The organism is Salinibacter sp. (assembly GCF_042218895.1).
GTDB lineage: Bacteria > Bacteroidota > Rhodothermia > Rhodothermales > Salinibacteraceae > Salinibacter.
The window spans coordinates 19,825-37,769 of record NZ_JBDGQQ010000164.1; the positions used below are offsets into that span (position 1 = coordinate 19,825).

Sequence of the window (17,945 nt, forward strand, 5' to 3'; positions counted from 1 at the left end):
CGACCGCTTACACACCAGCATGACTGCCCGCCTCCCTTCCCCGCGCTGGTCCTTGCTCCTGCTCCTTCTGTTTCTGCTTCCCCTATCCACACTGGTCGGCTGTGAGGGCGACTTTCGTCCGCGTGCTGTCGGCAAAGAGGGCGTCCTCACTGTGGTCATGGACAGCTCGCGCTGGACCGGGGCCGTGGGCGAGGCACTGCGCGAGAACATTGCACCGTGGGTCAACACGCTTCCGGTGTCGGAGCGCTATTTCGAACTGAAGCATCTGGAGCTCTCGTCGGAACAGGTCTACGAGCGGGTTCAAAAGCTGAAGAATGTCATCATCGTGGCGCCCCTGAGTGACTCGACGCAGGAGGCCAAGTTCTTGCGGCGGCGCCTGTCCAATAAGGCTGAGCAGGCTATCCTGAACGGTCAAACCGCGGTCGTCAACAAGCCAAACTTGTGGCGTCGGAGTCAGCGGGTCTATTACGTGACCGCCGCTACCCCAAAGGCCCTTGTTCAAACTCTGCAAAACCAGGGACCGGACATCCGAAGCACCTTCAAGGACATCACACTGCAACGGTTGAAGCGGGAGATGTACGACGGAGAGCGTCGGTTCGCCACCGAAGATTCCCTGATGGAACGGCATGGATTCGCCGTTAACCTCCAGACTGACTTCGTGATTGCCGTCGACACGACGACGGCCTCCAGCGGGTTCGTCTGGCTCCGGCGGCGCCTGGCAAAGACCCGTCGGGAGTTTTTTGTCTACTACATCGAGAACGCGAGTCCCGACCGCATCACGCCCGAGTGGATCTACGCCACTCGCGACTCGCTGACTCGAAAGTACTTCCGCGGGAACGTAACGGGATTCGCCCGGATCGACTACCGGCGTCCACTCAACACCGAGCAGACCTCGTTCCTGGGGCGGTACGGATACCGGACACGGGGGCTGTGGTACATGGTGACCCCTGTGGAGGGAGAGAGGAAATTCCGACCGGTGGGGGGTGGGGGACCGTTCATTAACTACACCTTTTACGACCAGGCCACCGATCGCATCTACATGCTGGACGGCTCCGTCTTTGCGCCTGACTTCGACAAAATGAGGTTCGTCCGTCAGATGGAAGTCATGGCTAAGACTTTCCGCACGGCCGAGGAGGTCCAGTCGGAGGAGGGCCCCGTGGCCGCCGAACAGTGATGGGCACGATTGTTTCTACGTCTCGGCTTCTGTCCCCGTCTGCGTGTCGCGCAGGCTGGAGCCTTCTCGTGGCCGCTCTTGGCGTCTGCCTGCTGGCCGGTTGCTCTCGTTTCTCGTCGGATCCCAAGCCTGTTCCGGACAGCACGTTCACCCGCCTCCTTACAGAGTTACACCTCGCGGCTGCCCGCCGCGACCTCGACGCGCCGTACCCTCCAGGCCTCCGGGACTCTGTACTGGCCCAATACGGCGTGCGAAAGGCTGCCTTCGATACGACCCTGCAGTACTACAGCCGCCGCCCCGAGGCCTTCAAGGCTCTGTACCAGTCGGTGATCGACACGCTTCAGGCCCTCCAGCGGGGGCCCGGCGTGCCCAGCAGCGTGCCCGATTCTCTGGTCCAGAGTGGACGCCAGAGCCCCCCGCTTCCATAGCCGTCAGTTGGCGCTCTCCTTCGGCCCGAGCCAGCGGTGTGCCTTCCTAGTCAGCTCGAGCGTTCCCTCCAGGGAATCGTCGAGCGTGAGGTACTCGTTTTCAATGAGCCAGTCGACGAGCCCCTCGATTCGGTAGCCCGGGGCCTCTTCGAACCACTGCCGCCGGGGGACCGACGCCTCGACCTGCTCAAGAATATGACGGAGCACCGGTTCCTTCTCCGGGGTAACCGTAGCGGGGCGATGGCGGCCCAGACAGATGTCGCACGCCTCGCACTGCTCCTCACTTTCCTCTCCAAAGTAGGTGAGCAGGACGCGGCGCCGGCAGGTCACCGACCGTGCGTATCGGAGCATGTGCTCGAGGCGCGTCTCGGCGCGTTGCCGGGCATTCTGGACGGCTTCGTCGTCGACGGGAAGCTTTGCGGCCCGTGGAAATGAGAGATCCACCTGCAGGGCAGCCCCCGGGGGTTGCCATCGCAGCACGCCCTGCTCTTCCAGAAATCGCAGGCCGCGCCGGAGCCGGTCCTTCGACAGTTCCGCGCGACGGGCGACCCCACGCAGATCTAGGGGCCACCACTCGTGGAAGGCATCAGCATGAACGGTTCGGAGGAGCGTCCGCACGAACGTGCCCAGCGCCTGATTGTCTACGTTTTGGGCATAGCGGCGCACCTCGCGGGCCGGTTGCGTGAACTGGAGGAGCCCGAAGTGTTGTCGGCGCGGGAGGATTTTCCACCCGCCCTGCCGATCGATGAGTTCGGCCGCCGTTCGCACCTTTGTCTTCGAGAAGCCCGTAGTTTTGAGCACGGCCTCAAGGCTCACCACCAGGGGGCCCTCCGGTTCGGATCCGATGGGCACCTGTCCGACGCTGCACACCGCATCGTACACCTCCCGGACCTCGGCGGCCGTAGGATGAGAGGCCTCAATGAGTGAGGCCTGAGTGCGGGCGTCGGGGGGCTGGTAGAGGAGCACCGCGTGGGCCCTCTCGCCATCCCGCCCCGCCCGGCCTGCCTCCTGGTAGTAGCGCTCCAGCGAAGCAGGAGGATCCACGTGCACGACGAAGCGGACATCAGGCTTATCGATGCCCATGCCGAATGCGTTCGTCGCCACCATGACCCGAATGTCATCCTCCACCCAGGCCTGTTGGCGGCGATCTCGAACCTCTCCCTCCAGTCCTCCATGGTATCCTGCCGCGTCCACGCCGTGATCGGTCAGGCGCTCCCGCCACCGTTCAACCCCCCGACGGGTCGCAGCGTACACGATGCCGCTCCCCTCCACCGCGTCGACGACGGCACGAAGCCGCTTCCACTTGTTGTCCGTCCGGAACACCGACCACGTAATGTTCGGCCGGTCGAAGCCGCGGACCACCTCTGCCGCGTCCCGAATCTCTAGAAGTTCAAGGACGTCCTCCCGAACCGTCGGGGTGGCTGTAGCTGTGACCGCCAGGGTTGGGGGATCGCCGAGGTGGGAGCGGGCCGCCGGGATTTCCAGGTAATCGGGACGGAAGTGATGGCCCCACTCGCTGACACAGTGCGCTTCATCGACGGCCACGAGGGGGACGTCCAGCCGCTGGGCCCGGGCCTGAAACAGCTCCATCGACAGGCGCTCAGGGGCCACGTACACGAGGTCGTACCGACCGTGCTCGGCATTCGTCCACCGCTGCTCGACCTCGTACCCCGGAAGGGTGCTGTTGATGAAGGTGGCCTCAATGTCCTGGGCGTTCAGCGCCTCCACCTGATCCTGCATGAGAGCAATCAGCGGCGAGACAACGAGCACAAATCCCTCCTCCGCCAGTACTGCTGGCAGCTGGTAGCAGAGGGACTTGCCGCCCCCCGTCGGCAACACGCCCAGCACGTCGCGTCCCTCGAGAAGGGCCTCCAAGATCGCCGCTTGGCCGGGGCGGAAGGCGTCGAACCCCCACCGCTCCCGCATTGCCCGGCGCGCCTCCTCCATCGTGTGGGCCGAAAGCTCGGTCATGGGACACGATCCACCTGAACGCGGGGCACCAGACAAGAGCACGGCCGGAGTGTGCGACCGCTCGCTGAGTTCAACTTCTGGCAGCCGCCTCTTATGTTTGCACTGCAGTGTCGTTCGCATACACCTTGGAGCCCCCCGGCGGCATGTAGTTCCGTACCGGCCGGAGGGGACCCGAGGCGTTCCCTTTCGGCTTCCTGTTCCCCACCTATGGAGACACCCCGCGTGTCTATCATCATTGTGTCCTGGAACGCCCGATCACTGGTTGAGCGTTGTCTCCCCTCGGTGATGGCAACCGACTATTCCAACTTCGAGGTGATTTTTGCCGACAACGCCTCCTCCGACGGGTCGGCGGCCTGGGTTGCCCGGGAGTACCCCGAGGTCAAAATTGTGCGGCACCCCGAGAACTGGCTGTTCTGCCGCGGGAACAACGCGGCGGTGCCGCACGCATCGGGGGAGTACGTCGTCTTGCTGAACAACGACGTGGAGGTGCCGCCGGGGTGGCTGCGCCCCCTCGTCGACGTGATGACCCGGCACAACGACGTGGCGGCGGTGCAGCCGAAGTTGCTTCAATACGACGACCGGAGCCAGTTTGAGTACGCCGGGGCCGCGGGCGGATACCTGGATCGGGCCGGCTACCCGTTCACGCGGGGTCGCCTGTTCGACACGATGGAGCGCGACCGCGGGCAGTACGACGACGCCCGCGATGTTTTCTGGGCCACCGGAGCAGCCCTCCTGCTCCGGCGCTCGGCCCTCGACGAGGTGGGCCTCCTCGACGAACGGTTCGAAATGCACATGGAGGAGATTGATCTGTGCTGGCGGCTGTGGCGGCACGGCTACCGGGTTCGGGTCGAGCCGCAGAGCACGGTCTACCACATCGGCGGCGCCTCCCTACCGCAGGCATCCCCCCGAAAGACGTACTACAACTTTCGGAATAGCCTGCTCATGCTCTACAAGAACCTGCCACCGTCGGTCTGGCGGACCACCCTTCCCCTCCGGATGGCCTGCGACACTGCCGCGCTCGGCCGGGTTCTCGCTCTCGGGCGCCCCCAGGAGGCGCGCGCGATGCTCCGCGCCTATCGGGATGCCTTCCGGATGCGACGGCACTACCGCGCCGAGCGTCCCGATCCCGCCGAGCAGCCCGTGCTTCCGCCCTACCGCGGGCTCGTGCCGGTCGACTACTTCCTGCGCGGCCGGGAGACCTTTCAGGATCTGCCGGCCTCTAACTTCAGCCCGTCTGCTCCGACGAAGACCTGACCTCCGGTTTCTCTCGCCTCTCCGGTACAGTGCTCGCTGAGGGGCCCGCCTCCCTCGCGGACGACGGGCGCTCTCGCTGCCAGATGACAACCGCCACCGCGACGAGCACCACAACCATTCCCGCAATCGACGCCGGAGGCGGCACCTCCCCAAACAGAATGTAGGCGAGGATCGACGCCCCGACCGGTTCGAGGAGCGCCAGGAGGCCCACGATGGCGGCGGGAATGTAGTGGAGGGCGTAGTTGAACGACCCGTGTCCGAGCACCTGCGGCCCAAGCGCCAGCCCCACACAGAGCGCGTAGAACGTCCAGGAGTACCCCAGTAGCGGAACCCCCTTCACCCCGGCCGCAACCAGGGCCGTCAGCGCCGCGGCGGTGTACAGCGGCGTGACGTACGCCAGCCAGGACACTTTCTGCCGGACGACGCGCCCGATGAGCAGGTAGAGACTCACGAGCAGAGCCCCGCTCAGGGCAAGCGAGTTGCCCAGCAGTGCGCCCCGACCGAGGTCCACGGTCCCGGCATCGGCCCAGCCGATGAGCGTCGCCCCCCCTACCGCAGTGCCAATCGCCATCCCCGTCGGTCGACGCAGGCGCTCGTCGAGGACGAGATAGCCGAGAACCGCTAGAATGAGGGGGTGGATAGTGACGAGCACCGATGCGCTCGCCACCGTGGTGTGGGAAAGCGACTCAATCCACGCAATGAAGTGGAGGCCGAGAAACACCCCGGCTCCGAGGATGAGTCCTACGTCCCTGCGGGTGAACTCCCGGACTTCGGGCCCGATTCGCAGCGTTGCTACGGGCAACAGAACCCCCGCCGCCGTCACCGTCCGCCACACCGCGATTGCAATGCCGGGCACGTCGCCCGCCCAGCGCACCAGGATCGGCGCAAAGGCAAAGCTGATGACGCCGAGGGTGAGGACGACGTAGATCCGAGGAGGCCAGTCGGCGGGCATCGCATTCAGCCTTGAGGGCGACCGCTACCGGATTCTTCCCTGTCTATTCCGCTCCACGCGTTCGACGTCCTTCTCGATGTTCCGGCGGGCGAGCCGAAAGAAGACGTAGCCGAGAATCGGGAGGAGGAGTGCTGTGGATCGGGCCCAGAGGACACCCGTCGGTCCCATGAAGGTCAACCTTCCAACCGCATACAGTCCTCCGTACAGGACGCCCGCCAGGAGAAGAGTCAGGACCTGAGTACCGTAGACGACCGTCCGTTGGGTTTTCCGCTGCTCGTGGGTTTCGTACATGAAAATGGCCGCGACCGCAGTTCCTATCGTCACCACCAGGAGACCGATCAGCGACGGGACGAACCAGGCAAACTCGGTTGCCGCCCTTCCGCTCCAAAACGTGCCGAAGAGTCCCAGGGCCCCCAGCGCGAGGACGCCGAGCAGCAAGTACAGTGTTTGTCTCCGCTGAAGCATGAGCGATGCGATTTGAGGTCCGTTACGCGTCTTTTTCCGCACCGACGCGATCGGCCAGCGCGTCGGCGAACTCGGACGTTGTGGCGGTGCCTCCCACGTCCTGAGTAAGCACGTCTCCCTCCCGGTACATGTCGAAGAGAGCCCGTTCGATGGCCGTCGCGGCGTCGTCTTCGTCGATGTGGCGGAGCATCATCACCGCCGTGCGAATCATGGCCGTCGGATTCGCCACGTTTTGACCGGCGATGTCCGGGGCACTCCCGTGCACCGCCTCGAAGACCGCCATGTCGTCCCTAATGTTGGCCCCCGGTGTTACCCCCAGCCCCCCTACGAGGCCAGCGGTTAGGTCGCTCAGAATATCCCCGAACAGGTTCGTCGACACGATGCAGTCGTAGTCGTCGGGGTTTACGACGAGTTGCATGCACAAATTGTCGATAATGCGGTCGTCGAACTCGATTTCGGGGTATTCGGCCGCCACTTCACGGCCGATGTCGAGAAACAGCCCCGACGTCTTCTTCAAGATGTTGGCCTTGTGGGCCAGCGTTACGTGCCCTCGGCCGTTCGCCTTCGCATATTCGAAGCAGAACCGGATGATTCGCTCCGCGCCCCGCTTCGTCACGCGGGCAATCGAGTCGGCGATCTCGAGCCGCTCGTCGAAGTACTCGATGCCCGAGTAAAGTCCCTCTGTATTCTCCCGAAAGATGATCAGGTCCACGTCCTCGAAGGGCGTATCGACCCCCTCGAGCGAGGTGGCAGGACGCACGTTCGCGTAAAGGTCGAGACGCTGGCGGAGCTGCACATTTACGCTCGTGAAGCCCTGGCCAACCGGCGTCGTCACAGGTCCCTTCAGGGCCACGCCCCGCTCCTGGATCGAGTCGATGACGTCGGGCGGTAGGGCCGGGCGTCCTCGTTCCACCGCCGTCGCCCCAATCACACGGTGACGGTCCCAGACGACATCGACACCGGCCGCCTCAATGGTTTGGACAGCAGCTTCGGTCACTTCGGGTCCAATTCCATCCCCGGGAAGTAGGGTAAGATGATGCGGCATAAGAAAGAGGGTGCTGATTCAAGAATCGTGAAGCCCCGGCGACGATCAGTGGCGGAAACGCCCCCAGACTCCAAACAAAAAAGCCCTGCTGGGAAGCAGAGCTTTTTTGTGAGTAGATCGGGACCGCAAGCATCTAGGAGGGGGGAGGGCCTTCGCGGTTCGAGGAGTAGTTGATTTTGAGCGCGTTGGCCTCGCGGAGTTGCTGTTGAACCTGGTTAACAACTTTCATCTCGGACTCTTTGTCCACCTTCATGGAGACGATCATGTTCGGCTGCTCCTGCAGCTTGTTGTACATGATCTGAGCGATCGTCGAACGGTTTTCGATCAAGGCATCACTGATCTGAATGGCTGTTTCCCCCTTCTTTTCTCCTTTCTTGAGAGGACCGATGTAGAGCTTCGTCACCAGCCGCTTCTGGTCGAGCTTGGTCAGGGCCTCGGCCTGCGGAAGTTTGGTGCGAACCTTCACGTTCGTTTCCCGAAGAACCGTCGCTACCATGAAGAAGATCAGCAGCATGAAGACGATGTCCGGGAGTGACGCCGTGGTAAATTCCGGTTCCGCACTCGTGCTGCTGCGTTCAAATCTTTGTGAAGCCATGAGTGTAAAGATTGCGACCGAAAGAAAAGTGTCAGGACGAATCAGGGGGATTCATCAGTCACCTAGCCCCCAGCACTCTCCGGCTCCGCGATCGAGATCTGAGCGCCAAGGGCTTCCCTGATCTTGTTTTTGTCTTCAGGCCCAAGACTCGCTCGGTATTTCCGGTAGCTGGGATAGGTCTTGCTCAGAACGCTCTTGCTTTTCGGAGGCGGGAGCTGTCCGGTTCGCGCGATTCGGTCCCAGATCTCGCGGTACGCCATCCATGTCTCGTCGAGAGCGTCGATGTATGTTTCGTATGGCGTCTGTGCGCTCGTCTTGATTGAGACGACCGCATCGTCGGGACTCACCGACAGGTCCGGCTTCCGGCCAAAATTGGTCACGTGGTTTTTCACCCGTTTCCGGATCTCACCAATGGAGGCCTGCTCCCCCTCGATGAGCACGTCTCCCTGTGCGTTCACCAAGATCTTCATCAGGTTCCGATCTTTCACCGGAGGCGGTTTCTGATTCGGCTTCAGCTTCGGTGGAAGCGTCATCCCGATGCCTGTGTCAACCTTGATAGTGGTCGTAACCAGGAAGAAAATAAGCAGCAGGAAGGCAATGTCGGCCATTCCTGCCGTTGGGATGGACGCCTCCTCGCGGTCCTCGCGTCGTTGTTCCAACAGTTCAGGCATGGAGTGGTACTGCTACTGGTGGACGATTCAGCGACTTTGGGCCGAGCAGCGAAGGTGCTATATAAAGAGCTGGCGGACGCCCGCAATCAGAAGTCCAGCCAGCGCAAGGGCAAACATGACGACAAGTGTATAGATCCCTGCCTGCACCCACGTCTGCATCACGCCTCTCAGAATGAGGATGAGGACGCCGGGGATCGCGATGATGCCCGTGCTCAGTGCCTGTACCTTGCCGTAGTAGAGGCTTCGAATGCCAAAGATCCCCATGCCCAGGACGCTCAATCCGGCGAGGATGATGGCCGCCCAAATGGCGATGGGGAGGATCACATTCTGGCTCATGAGAAGTCGTCGGTAGATTGATTGGAAATGTCAGAAGAGCAGGAGGGGAAGCCCTCCTCCGGGGTTCCCGTCATCGGTTACTCTTCTCGCTCCCCCACGCTTTCCGGAATCGACTTCTCGGCGGTTGCGGACTCGCCCCGCTCCAGGGCGACGAGCGCATCGACCAGTTCGATCGACGCATCCTCCATCTCAGCCACGATGCGGTCAATCTTCGACACGGCATAGTTGTAGAAGAACTGGAGGATCACGGCAACGATCAGGCCGAAGGCTGTGGTTAGCAGAGCAACCTTGATTCCTCCGGCGACAATACGAGGGGATATGTCCCCAGCGGTCTCGATGGCGTCGAAGGCGCGGATCATGCCAATCACGGTGCCAAGAAATCCGAGCATGGGCGCCACGCTAATGAAGAGTGACAACCAGACGAGTCCTCGCTCCAGAAAGCTCATCTCGATGGACCCGTACGACACGACGGCCTCCTCCACGGCGTCGATGCCTTCGTCGGCCCGAAGCAGCCCGGCTTGGAAAACCGAAGCAACGGGGCCGCGCGTGCTTGCGCACTCTTCCTCGGCGGCGGGGATTCCCCCCTCATCAAGAGCCTCCTTCACGCGCTGGAGGAATGCCTGCGTGTTGATGTCGGCACGGTTCAGCGAGATGATACGCTCGAAGGAAATCGCGAGGCCGACGATGAGGCAGATGAGAACGGGCCACATCCACTCCCCTCCCTCGTTGAAGCGTTGAACGAGGGCGTTGATGGTACCGCCTCCGCCGGACTGTTGGGGAAGCAGGAGCAGAAGTTGAACCGTCAGCTTATCCAGAATCACCATGGTGGCTAGTTTTCAGTCGTGTCTGTTGGGGAGTGAAGATCGGGGTGAGGAGTCAAACCGGACCCGAGAACATCAAATCCTCCGGAAAATGCCTCAGTGGTGGGTGGCCCAGATGCAAGGGAGCAACTACACCGACTGAAGGCCAAGTCCACGGATTGGTGCCGGGACGCGATGTGTAGAGGAAGAGAGTCGGACGAGTTCCGGTTCGCACCTAACCATTATAGGTAGCCCGGGTGACCTTGTCAAAGGGGATGCACGTTGCACGAACGTCGATTTTGGAAGTTTACGTTGCCTTTACTGTCGACAGAGTGGATTGTAGAAGCGCCTTCGGCCTAATCAACCGGGTAGCGGGCCGCGAACGCTTCAGCCTTTGCCCAGGATTTTCGGGCCTCCGCCACAAACGGATCGATTGTGTTTCGCACGCGGGTTCCCATCGTTGCTCCAAAGACCCGCTGCCCCACGTAGCTCATGACGAGTGTTCGGAGGTGGTGGACGTTCATCTCTGCGGGCAGAGGATCCGGTGGGGAGTGCTCGTGCCTCGCGGATCCGGTTGCTTTTCCGCGGGGGTCGAATGTGCCGGGGGATGTGTCCGAGGTCGCCAGAGCGCCGTGGCTCCTCGCATACCGGACAAAGGCGGTGGTCACAGAGGAGGGCGGGGAATACCGCTGCAGAAACGCATCGGGGCGGTCCTGCCAACGGGTGCGAAGCGAATCAGCCCGGGGATCGATCCAGATTCGAGAAAATGCTCGGACGAGGTCCCGATTGTGGGCAATTGGGAGGCGGCTCTCCCCTGTACTATCAAGTTCTACAGTGAGATCGGGGCGAATGCCTCCTCCGCCCTTCACGATGCGTCCTGCATCGGTATGATGGATGATAGAGCTTGAGTCCCGACCTGCGTCCGACAGACTGGAACCTGTATCGGGGCCCGCCGTCCCGCTCAACTCGGCTTCGTAGGGCCGCTGGAGAAGTCGCCCGGAGGGCGTGTAGAAGCGCGCAATCGTCAGACGAAGGCCACTGCCGTCGTCGAAGTCAAACTGGCGCTGGACCAGTCCCTTGCCAAAGGTGCGACGGCCGACAATTAGAGCGCGATCGTGGTCCTGGAGGGCACCGGCCACAATTTCACTCGCAGACGCGGACTGCCCGTCGACGAGCACCACCAGGGGACCCTCTTGAAAAGCGCCCTCTTCTTCAGCGTACCAGGTCTCCGAGTACACGGTGTGATCGCTCCGGGCCGACACGATGGTTTGATCCTTTACTAAAAATTCATCGGATACGTTTCTGGCCGCTCTCATTAGCCCCCCGGCGTTCCCCCGTAGATCGAGGATGAGCCGTTGCATTCCCGAGTTTTTGAGTCGCCGCAGGCTCCGTGATAGCTCCCGGTGGGTGGTCCGTGAGAAACGACGGAGCCGCACGTATCCGGTCGTGTCGTTCATCATGTAGGCGGCCTCCAGCGTTCGCAGCGGGACCTGATCTCGCTCAATCGTGACGTGAAATGGCGACGCCCGACGGGGGCGGCGCACCGTCACCTTCACAGTCGTCCCCTCGGGACCTGTAAGCCGAGATCGGATGCGCTCTCGGGTCCACCCGACTGCCGATTCACCCTCCACTGCTACGATCCGGTCCCCAGGGAGAAGCCCCGCCTCGTCGCTGGGCCCATCGGGCACGACCGTCGAGACAAAGATCGTATCTTGCCCGCTGGGTCCCCTGATGAGCTCGTACGAAATCCCGATGCCTTCGAAGGACCCCTTCAGGGTTTCCTGAACACGTTCCATTCGTTCCTGGCCGATGTAGCGGGAGTAGGGGTCCAGTCCTTCCGCGATGCCGCGAACTGCCTGTGCGGCGAGGCTTTCGGGGGAAACGGGCTCGACATACCGGGCACGGATGATCTGGTACGCCTGAGTCAGCTTCTGAGTGGGGGCTTTGAGCTCAGCATCGGGGGACCGGTTGCTGTTGATTCCCCATCCCAGCATTGCGCCAAGGACCAGAAGCGTCGTGCCCCCGGCCACGATCGACAGGATCCGTTTCATAGACCGACATGGAGCATCGTTTCGAGACAACCCCCAGCGTGTCAGATCTTATCATCGTCCACCGCTGGAGATCCATGTCTGTACGGCAGCTTCAGTTCCAGGCTTGGAGAATCAATTCTCGGCTGGCCCTTGTTGCTAAGACCGATATCAGACGAGCCGTCGTGGGAGAGGTCTTCGTGACCTCTTGCGTCAGCCCTTCGTGCAGCGACACGGCGGTTTCCGGTCCACGTCCCTCCCCGCCCGTCCATTTCCCCGATTGCCCCGATGAGCAACAGTGAAATCGCCCGCGTCCTCCAGGAAACGGCCGATCTGCTCGAACTGACAGGTGGAAACCCGCACCGTGCCCGCGCCTTCTCACGGGCCGCGCGGTCGCTCGGGAACCTGCAGGATTCAGCCGTCGATCGTCTCGGCGACGGGACGCTCACAGATGTGAGCGGGATCGGAGAGGCGATGGCCGACCACGTAGCGGAGATCGCCGGGGACGGATCGTTCGACCTCCACGACGAACTGCTCAGCTCAGTTCCGCCGGGCCTGATGGACGTGATGCAGGTGAAGGGCCTGGGCACGAAGCGAACCCGCCGCCTGTGGATCGAACTCGACGTAACCTCCCTCGACGACCTGGAGCAGGCCGCCAAGAACGACCAGGTCACGACGCTCGATGGCTTTGGGGCGAAGACCCAACAGAACATCCTGGAGAACGTGCGTCAGTTGCGTCGCTACAACGAGCGGTGGCGCCTCGCTGAGGCGTGGGCGGCCACGGAACCGTTTCTCCAGGATCTCCGAACCGAGGGGGCCGTGGAGCGTGCGGAATTCACCGGTGCCCTCCGGCGCCACCGGGAAACAGTGGAGTACGCTGAGGTGCTCGCCGCGACCGAACAGCCCAATGCCGTTCAGGACTGGGCCCGTGCTCGTCTCAAAGACCCGACCGCCCGGAATTCGTCCTCCCAGATCGAGGGGACTCTCGAGGAAGGGGTCCCGGTGCGCCTGCACTTGATTTCGCCCGGTCAGTTCGGGACGGCGTGGTGGCGCACCACGGGCTCTCCGGCACATTGCACTGCCTTCGAGGACACCTGCGGAGCCCCCGCCCCCCATGCGCGCGAAGAAGGCGTGTTCGCGGAAGCGAACCTGCCCGTCATCCCCCCCGAGCTTCGAGAAGATCGGGGGGAGTTCGACCTGGCCGGGGACTCTCCTCCTGCCCTGCTCACCCAAGAAGACCTGCATGGGTGCCTCCACAACCACTCCACGTACAGCGACGGATCCAACTCGCTCCGGGAAATGGCCGAGGCCGCCCAGGACCGGGGCTTCTCGTATTTCGGCATCTGCGACCACAGCCAGTCGCTCCGTATCGCTGAGGGGTTGTCCCCGGAGGAGGTGCAGCGCCAGCGGGCCGAGGTCGACCGTCTCAACGAAGACTTTGCGGAGAAGGACCCACAGTTTCGCGTATTCCACGGCATCGAGAGCGACATCCTACGCGACGGGTCACTCGACTACGACACAGACGTCCTCGACACCTTTGACTTCGTCGTGGCGAGCATCCACACTGGCTTCAACATGACGGAGGAGGAAGCCACCCAGCGGCTCGTTCGTGCCGTCGAGAATCCTTATACTCGCATTCTCGGACACCCCACCGGGCGTCTTCTTCTCCAGCGCGAGGGCTATCCCGTCGACCACGCGCGGGTGATCGATGCGTGTGCCGAGCACGGAGTGGCCCTCGAACTCAATGCGAACCCGTACCGGCTCGATCTCGACTGGCGATGGATCCGGCGGGCCACGAGTCAGGGCGCGCTTGTTTCGATCAATCCGGACGCCCACGCCGCCCAGAAAATCGACTACCTGCGATGGGGCGTGGCCGTCGGCCGCAAGGGCTGGCTCACGCCCGACCAGTGTCTCAACGCCAAGTCCCTGGAAGACTTCACGCAGTGGCTCGACGAAGAGGGCCCCTAGCCAATCGGCCTTCCCGGCTACCTCTGCTCCCGACCCGTTTGGCATCTAGCCTCTGTGTCTCGACGTTCGTACGTAGGGCTTGCACTTGCTTTGTTCCTCGCGGCGGGCGCCGTGCTCTGGGGACGGATGGCCGGATCGGGGCCCTCCTTTCCGGCCCGCCAGTCGATTCCGAGACTGGCGGATTCCGTCACGATCGAATGGACTGCCCAGAATACCGCCCGCATCGAGGCCACCAGCACCACCGATGGACTGGCAGCACTGGGCTACGTACACGGGATGACCCGAAGCTGGGTCGCTACCGTGTGGCGCCGCACTGCCCTCGGTACGCTGTCGCGCTGGTTCGGGCCTGGCCTGGTTCCACTAGATCGTCACGCACGGCAACTGGGGTTTGGCCACCACGCCCGGCGGGCCTACAGGCAGCTTCCTGCTCGGGCTCAGAACCGGCTTCGGGCGTACACTCAGGGCCTGAACGCCGCCCTCCGGTCCAATCGCGTATCTCAGCAGGAGGCCTTCGTCGTGCTCGGGAAGACGCCCGGCCAGTGGGCTCCCTGGCATCCGCTGGCCGTGGAACGCCTGCTGGCGTGGATCGGCACCAGCTTTCTTCCCCTGTCGGGAGGCCCTACGGACGAACTGCAGGCCTTCCAAACCCGAGATCGGCTCCTCCGGCGCTGGCTTCATCTACACGGCTGGGACCGCAGTGTGGCGTGGGCGGCCCAATCCACCACCGACTCGACCCGCGCGGCTCTCTTTACACGGTATGTCTTGGGAGCATCGGCCAATCCTCTCATCCAGGAAGTGTCCCTCCACTGGCCCAAGCGCGATCCTACGGTGCTAAGCTCGCTGCCCGGCGCCCCCCTGTTTCCCACCGGCACGACCGGACACCGGGCTTGGTCCTATCTGCTCGGCAGTTCGGCACGCCTCGACCGCGTGGTCTGGGACAGCACCCAGGTTCACGACCGGTACGAACGCGTCGCCCCCCGTCCCGGAAGGGAGCGGCTTGTACGGGTTCGTCGATACGACGGCGGCTTGCTCCTGCCCCCAACATCTCCCGATTCGGCCTGGGTTCTCCGCTGGCCTGGCCTTGGCACCCACAGTGACGTACCGAGGTGGTTCGCGGAGGCCGACCTGGGAAGCACCTCCGACGCTGGCGAGCAGAGCACGCCGCCGTTTCATCTGCTTCGGGGGACTGGCTTGGTTCTCGACGCGGAGGGCGACTGGGCGGTGCGCGGTCGTCCGCCGATCGTCGAACGGACGCCAAACAGCGTGCTCGTGGGTCGCTCTCCGTGGGTCCGGTACCAGGCCCAGAGTCTTCGTGCTCACCGGGCCAGGTCGCCCCTCGCACCCGCCCGCTGGAGCGCAAGTGACTCAAGCACCTGGGCGGCCCGTCTCCTTCCCCGCCTTCTTTCCCGTCTTGCTTCCCTCTCCGGCACCGCCCCCCTCCTCGACGATGCGCTTGCGTACCTGCGCAACTGGAACTACACGTACGCCCCTTCCAGCATCGGCGCGGTCCTCTTTGAGCAGTGGATGCGGGCCCACCAGGCGTCTATCGGACACGTGCCCACCCCATCGGATCCTTCCTACTTTGCCACTCTCCGGAGCCGGCGGGCCTTCCAGCGGGCCGTAGACACCCTTGCGGCCCGGTACGGGACTGACGTGCGACAATGGCGATGGGAACGGATTGCCTCGGACCGTCGCCACTTTCTGGGGTGGTCGGCCGACAGCATTGTCTCGGCGGACCTCCGGCCCCTGAGCACAACTCGGTTCTCGCCCCTCAGACGTCCTGGCCGGGGACACAGCTCTGCGCTCGCTGGGGGACCGTCGCTAACAACGTCTGCGCCGCTTGGCCCGGCGCCTGCGCAGTGGGAAGGATGGACGCGGAGCGGACAGCCCACGCTCACGGTGCGCCGTCTTCGGTTCGATCCCTCGGCGTTCCTCGCCCGGTCCTGGCTTCGCGACGACCGTCCAGCTCCTGTTTCTGTGACTCAGGGGGAAGAGTCGGCCACAACCCGACTTGTGCCCGCGCAGCCGTGATTCACAGCTTGCCGCGCGGGGGTCGCTTTCCCCTCACGGGTCACGCCTCCTGCACCTGGTCGCGGATGTGCTCAGGCACGCTGGGGTCGCGGAGCGTGGTGGTGTCCCCCAGGTTCTCTCCGTTCGAGATGTTTTCGAGGAGGCGGCGCATAATTTTCCCGGACCGCGTCTTCGGGAGGTCGTCAACGAAGATGACGTTCGCCGGCCGGGCAAAGGGGCCGATCTCCTTCTCGATGGCGTCGACGATGTTCTGGCGAATCTCGTCAGACGGCTCAACGCCTCCTCGGGGCGTGACGTAGACATCGGGGACGTTGCCCTTTTCGGCATCTTCTCGCGCCGCGACCGCGGCCTCGGCGACCTCTCCCACCTCCGCAACGGCCGATTCGAGCTCCATGGTGCCGAGGCGGTGGCCGGCCACGTTCATCACGTCGTCGAGCCGACCCAGGATGCGGAAGTAGCCATCGTCCTCGTGGACGGCCCCATCGCCGGCCTCGTAGACCCAGTCGTGCCAGTCGTCGGAGTCGACGTCGGAAAAGCGACGCCAGTACTCATTGATGAAGCGCTGGTCGTCACCGTAGACGGTCTGGAGCATGCCGGGCCAGGGTCGCTCGATCACGAGATTACCGGCCCGTCCGGTCGCAGGCTCTAGGGCGTTGCCGTTGTCGTCGTAGATGGCCGGCTGGATGCCGGGGCACGGGTTCCCTGCCGATCCGGGCTTCATGTCCTGAAGGGCGGGCAGGTTGGTGATGAGGTGCCCCCCTGTTTCGGTCTGCCACCACGTGTCGACGATCACGGCGTCCTCCCCCCCGATGTGCGTGTAGTACCAGAGCCAGGCCTCGGGCTGAATCGGCTCGCCGACGGTCGTCATGTGGCGAAAGTCGAAGTCGTATTCGGCAGGGTGCTCACTGCCCCACTTCATGTACATCCGGACGGCCGTGGGGGAGGTGTGGAAGATGTCCACGTCGTGGCGCTCGGAAATCTCCCAAGTGACTCCTTTGTGGGGATGGTCGGGCGCCCCCTCCCGCATTACGCTCGTCGTCCCCAGCGCGAGCGGGCCGTAGACGATGTACGAGTGCCCAGTGATCCACCCAATGTCGGCGGCGCACCAGTAGGTATCCTCGGGCTTGATATCGAGCACGTACTTGGAGGTGCCGGCCACGTAACTCAGGTACCCGCCGGTCCGGTGCTGAGCGCCCTTGGGCTGGCCCGTGGTGCCGGAGGTATACATGAGAAACAGGATGTCCTCGGCGTCCCGCGAGACCGGCTCGACCCGGGCGCGCTCGTTCTCGGCCAGGAGCTCAGAGACGAGTACGTCGCGGCCCTCTTCGATGTCGGCGTCGGGATGCAGTGTCCCTTCGTGCCGCTCCCAGACCAGAACGGTGTCGATGTCGGTGTCGGCCTCCTCGACCGCCGTGTCGGCCTTCTCCTTATGGTGGAGGAAATCGCCCCGCCGGTAGTACCCATCGATGGTCACGATCACGTCCGAGTCGGCGTCGTCGGCCCGCTGGGCAAGCGCGCTGGCGGAGAAGCCGCCGAAAACCACCGAGTGAGGCGCGCCGATGCGGGCACAGGCAAGCATCGTGATGGGGAGGGCCGGCACCATGGGGAGGTGCAGTGTGACCACGTCGTCCTCCCGGACCCCCACATCTCGAAGCGACGCAGCCATCCTGTTGACCTCCCGGTAGAGGTCCTGGTACGTGAGGGTGCGCCGGGCGCCGTCCTCCGCCTCCCAGATCAGCGCGGCTTGGTTGGGACGCTCGTCGAGATGACGGTCCACACAGTTGGCACAGGCGTTGAGCTCCCCGCCCACGAACCACTCGAAAAAGGGCGGATTCGATCCGTCGAAGGTTTCGTCCCAGTGCTCGTTCCAGTCGAGAAGTTCGGCGTACTCTTCGAAGCCGTCCGGGAAGTCGTCGAACCGGTCGTACACCGCCGGATCCGAGACGTTGGCCTGCCCCACGAAGGCAGGGGGCGGTCGGAGGTAGTCTTGCGCGGACAGCCTCGCTTCAATCGTGGAGTCTTGATCTGCCATGATAGACGGGGGAGTGGCTTCGAGAAGGTACGAATTTCGAGGGGAGTCGGGGAGGGGGGCGTGGGCTCCGGATCCTGCTCGCTCGCCGGCCGATGGAAGGGCTTCGATCGGCCACACCGCCCCGTTGGCTGCATCCCAAATGGATGAGCCACGTTAGGGACTCGGGGCGTCAATTTCAACTTTTCGACAGTGTCAG

The 17,945-nt window shown here is 63.5% G+C and carries 15 protein-coding genes; 5 read left to right on the plus strand and 10 right to left on the minus strand.

Annotated features, from left to right (window positions below; all coding sequences use genetic code 11):
• The first annotated feature begins 19 nt into the window (after positions 1-19).
• Together ABEL04_RS13590 and ABEL04_RS13595 are read left to right on the plus strand one after the other, a co-directional pair.
• Entirely contained in the window at positions 20-1,174 is a 1,155-nt protein-coding gene (locus tag ABEL04_RS13590; protein WP_375802935.1) for a DUF4837 family protein, read from the plus strand.
• A complete protein-coding gene (locus ABEL04_RS13595) occupies positions 1,174-1,602 on the plus strand; it encodes a DUF4296 domain-containing protein (protein WP_375802936.1) in 429 nt (142 codons plus the stop codon). The genes ABEL04_RS13590 and ABEL04_RS13595 overlap by 1 nt, the downstream gene beginning before the upstream one ends.
• A 3-nt stretch (positions 1,603-1,605) precedes the next feature.
• Here the strand turns inward: ABEL04_RS13595 and ABEL04_RS13600 are convergent, their stop codons facing one another.
• Positions 1,606-3,573 carry an ATP-dependent DNA helicase RecQ gene (locus ABEL04_RS13600; protein ID WP_375802937.1) on the minus strand — a complete coding sequence of 656 codons (1,968 nt, stop codon included), beginning with the start codon at positions 3,571-3,573 and terminating at the stop codon, positions 1,606-1,608.
• Positions 3,574-3,795: 222 nt separating this feature from the next.
• Here ABEL04_RS13600 and ABEL04_RS13605 point away from each other — a divergent pair, with 222 nt between their 5' ends.
• Positions 3,796-4,827, plus strand: coding sequence for a glycosyltransferase family 2 protein (locus ABEL04_RS13605; RefSeq protein ID WP_375802938.1), 1,032 nt, complete (start codon positions 3,796-3,798; stop codon positions 4,825-4,827).
• On the opposite strand, the gene ABEL04_RS13610 is transcribed toward ABEL04_RS13605, so the two are convergent.
• The 8 genes from ABEL04_RS13610 to ABEL04_RS13645 all read right to left on the minus strand — a co-directional run bounded on the left by ABEL04_RS13610 (position 4,799) and on the right by ABEL04_RS13645 (position 11,742).
• Entirely contained in the window at positions 4,799-5,779 is a 981-nt protein-coding gene (locus ABEL04_RS13610; protein WP_375802939.1) for a DMT family transporter, read from the minus strand. The two genes, ABEL04_RS13605 and ABEL04_RS13610, sit on opposite strands and share 29 nt — an antisense overlap.
• Positions 5,780-5,803: 24 nt before the next feature.
• Complete coding sequence (locus tag ABEL04_RS13615; protein WP_375802940.1) at positions 5,804-6,244, minus strand: DUF4293 family protein; 441 nt, start codon at positions 6,242-6,244, stop codon at positions 5,804-5,806.
• A gap of 22 nt (positions 6,245-6,266) precedes the next feature.
• Complete coding sequence (locus ABEL04_RS13620; RefSeq protein ID WP_375802941.1) at positions 6,267-7,289, minus strand: isocitrate/isopropylmalate dehydrogenase family protein; 1,023 nt, start codon at positions 7,287-7,289, stop codon at positions 6,267-6,269.
• Positions 7,290-7,422: 133 nt separating this feature from the next.
• Positions 7,423-7,884, minus strand: coding sequence for an ExbD/TolR family protein (locus ABEL04_RS13625; RefSeq protein ID WP_375802942.1), 462 nt, complete (start codon positions 7,882-7,884; stop codon positions 7,423-7,425).
• Positions 7,885-7,946: 62 nt separating this feature from the next.
• Complete coding sequence (locus tag ABEL04_RS13630; RefSeq protein WP_375802943.1) at positions 7,947-8,555, minus strand: ExbD/TolR family protein; 609 nt, start codon at positions 8,553-8,555, stop codon at positions 7,947-7,949.
• Positions 8,556-8,612: 57 nt separating this feature from the next.
• Positions 8,613-8,891, minus strand: a complete 279-nt coding sequence (locus ABEL04_RS13635) for a hypothetical protein (RefSeq protein WP_375802944.1) — start codon at positions 8,889-8,891, stop codon at positions 8,613-8,615.
• 77 nt (positions 8,892-8,968) lie between these two features.
• On the minus strand, positions 8,969-9,715 hold the full coding sequence (locus ABEL04_RS13640; RefSeq protein WP_375802945.1) for a MotA/TolQ/ExbB proton channel family protein: 747 nt from the start codon (positions 9,713-9,715) through the stop codon (positions 8,969-8,971).
• Between the two features lie 332 nt (positions 9,716-10,047).
• Positions 10,048-11,742 carry a S41 family peptidase gene (locus ABEL04_RS13645; RefSeq protein ID WP_375802946.1) on the minus strand — a complete coding sequence of 565 codons (1,695 nt, stop codon included), beginning with the start codon at positions 11,740-11,742 and terminating at the stop codon, positions 10,048-10,050.
• A gap of 264 nt (positions 11,743-12,006) precedes the next feature.
• On the opposite strand from ABEL04_RS13645, the gene polX reads away from it, so the two are divergent.
• The gene (gene polX / locus ABEL04_RS13650) at positions 12,007-13,686 is read left to right on the plus strand and encodes a DNA polymerase/3'-5' exonuclease PolX (protein ID WP_375802947.1); all 1,680 of its coding nucleotides are present in this window, start codon (positions 12,007-12,009) and stop codon (positions 13,684-13,686) included.
• 54 nt (positions 13,687-13,740) lie between these two features.
• The gene (locus tag ABEL04_RS13655) at positions 13,741-15,717 is read left to right on the plus strand and encodes a penicillin acylase family protein (protein WP_375802948.1); all 1,977 of its coding nucleotides are present in this window, start codon (positions 13,741-13,743) and stop codon (positions 15,715-15,717) included.
• A gap of 40 nt (positions 15,718-15,757) precedes the next feature.
• Here ABEL04_RS13655 and acs read toward each other — a convergent pair whose 3' ends face one another.
• The gene (gene acs, locus ABEL04_RS13660) at positions 15,758-17,749 is read right to left on the minus strand and encodes an acetate--CoA ligase (protein WP_375802949.1); all 1,992 of its coding nucleotides are present in this window, start codon (positions 17,747-17,749) and stop codon (positions 15,758-15,760) included.
• Positions 17,750-17,945: the final 196 nt, after the last annotated feature.

Coding starts and splice junctions, on each gene's coding strand:
- ABEL04_RS13590 (WP_375802935.1), top strand. CDS start 20: ATGACTGCCCGCCTCCCTTCCCCGCGCTGGTCCTTGCTCCTGCTCCTT.
- ABEL04_RS13595 (WP_375802936.1), top strand. CDS start 1,174: ATGGGCACGATTGTTTCTACGTCTCGGCTTCTGTCCCCGTCTGCGTGT.
- ABEL04_RS13600 (WP_375802937.1), bottom strand. CDS start 3,573: ATGACCGAGCTTTCGGCCCACACGATGGAGGAGGCGCGCCGGGCAATG.
- ABEL04_RS13610 (WP_375802939.1), bottom strand. CDS start 5,779: ATGCCCGCCGACTGGCCTCCTCGGATCTACGTCGTCCTCACCCTCGGC.
- ABEL04_RS13615 (WP_375802940.1), bottom strand. CDS start 6,244: ATGCTTCAGCGGAGACAAACACTGTACTTGCTGCTCGGCGTCCTCGCG.
- ABEL04_RS13620 (WP_375802941.1), bottom strand. CDS start 7,289: ATGCCGCATCATCTTACCCTACTTCCCGGGGATGGAATTGGACCCGAA.
- ABEL04_RS13625 (WP_375802942.1), bottom strand. CDS start 7,884: ATGGCTTCACAAAGATTTGAACGCAGCAGCACGAGTGCGGAACCGGAA.
- ABEL04_RS13630 (WP_375802943.1), bottom strand. CDS start 8,555: ATGCCTGAACTGTTGGAACAACGACGCGAGGACCGCGAGGAGGCGTCC.
- ABEL04_RS13635 (WP_375802944.1), bottom strand. CDS start 8,891: ATGAGCCAGAATGTGATCCTCCCCATCGCCATTTGGGCGGCCATCATC.
- ABEL04_RS13640 (WP_375802945.1), bottom strand. CDS start 9,715: ATGGTGATTCTGGATAAGCTGACGGTTCAACTTCTGCTCCTGCTTCCC.
- ABEL04_RS13645 (WP_375802946.1), bottom strand. CDS start 11,742: ATGAAACGGATCCTGTCGATCGTGGCCGGGGGCACGACGCTTCTGGTC.
- polX (WP_375802947.1), top strand. CDS start 12,007: ATGAGCAACAGTGAAATCGCCCGCGTCCTCCAGGAAACGGCCGATCTG.
- acs (WP_375802949.1), bottom strand. CDS start 17,749: ATGGCAGATCAAGACTCCACGATTGAAGCGAGGCTGTCCGCGCAAGAC.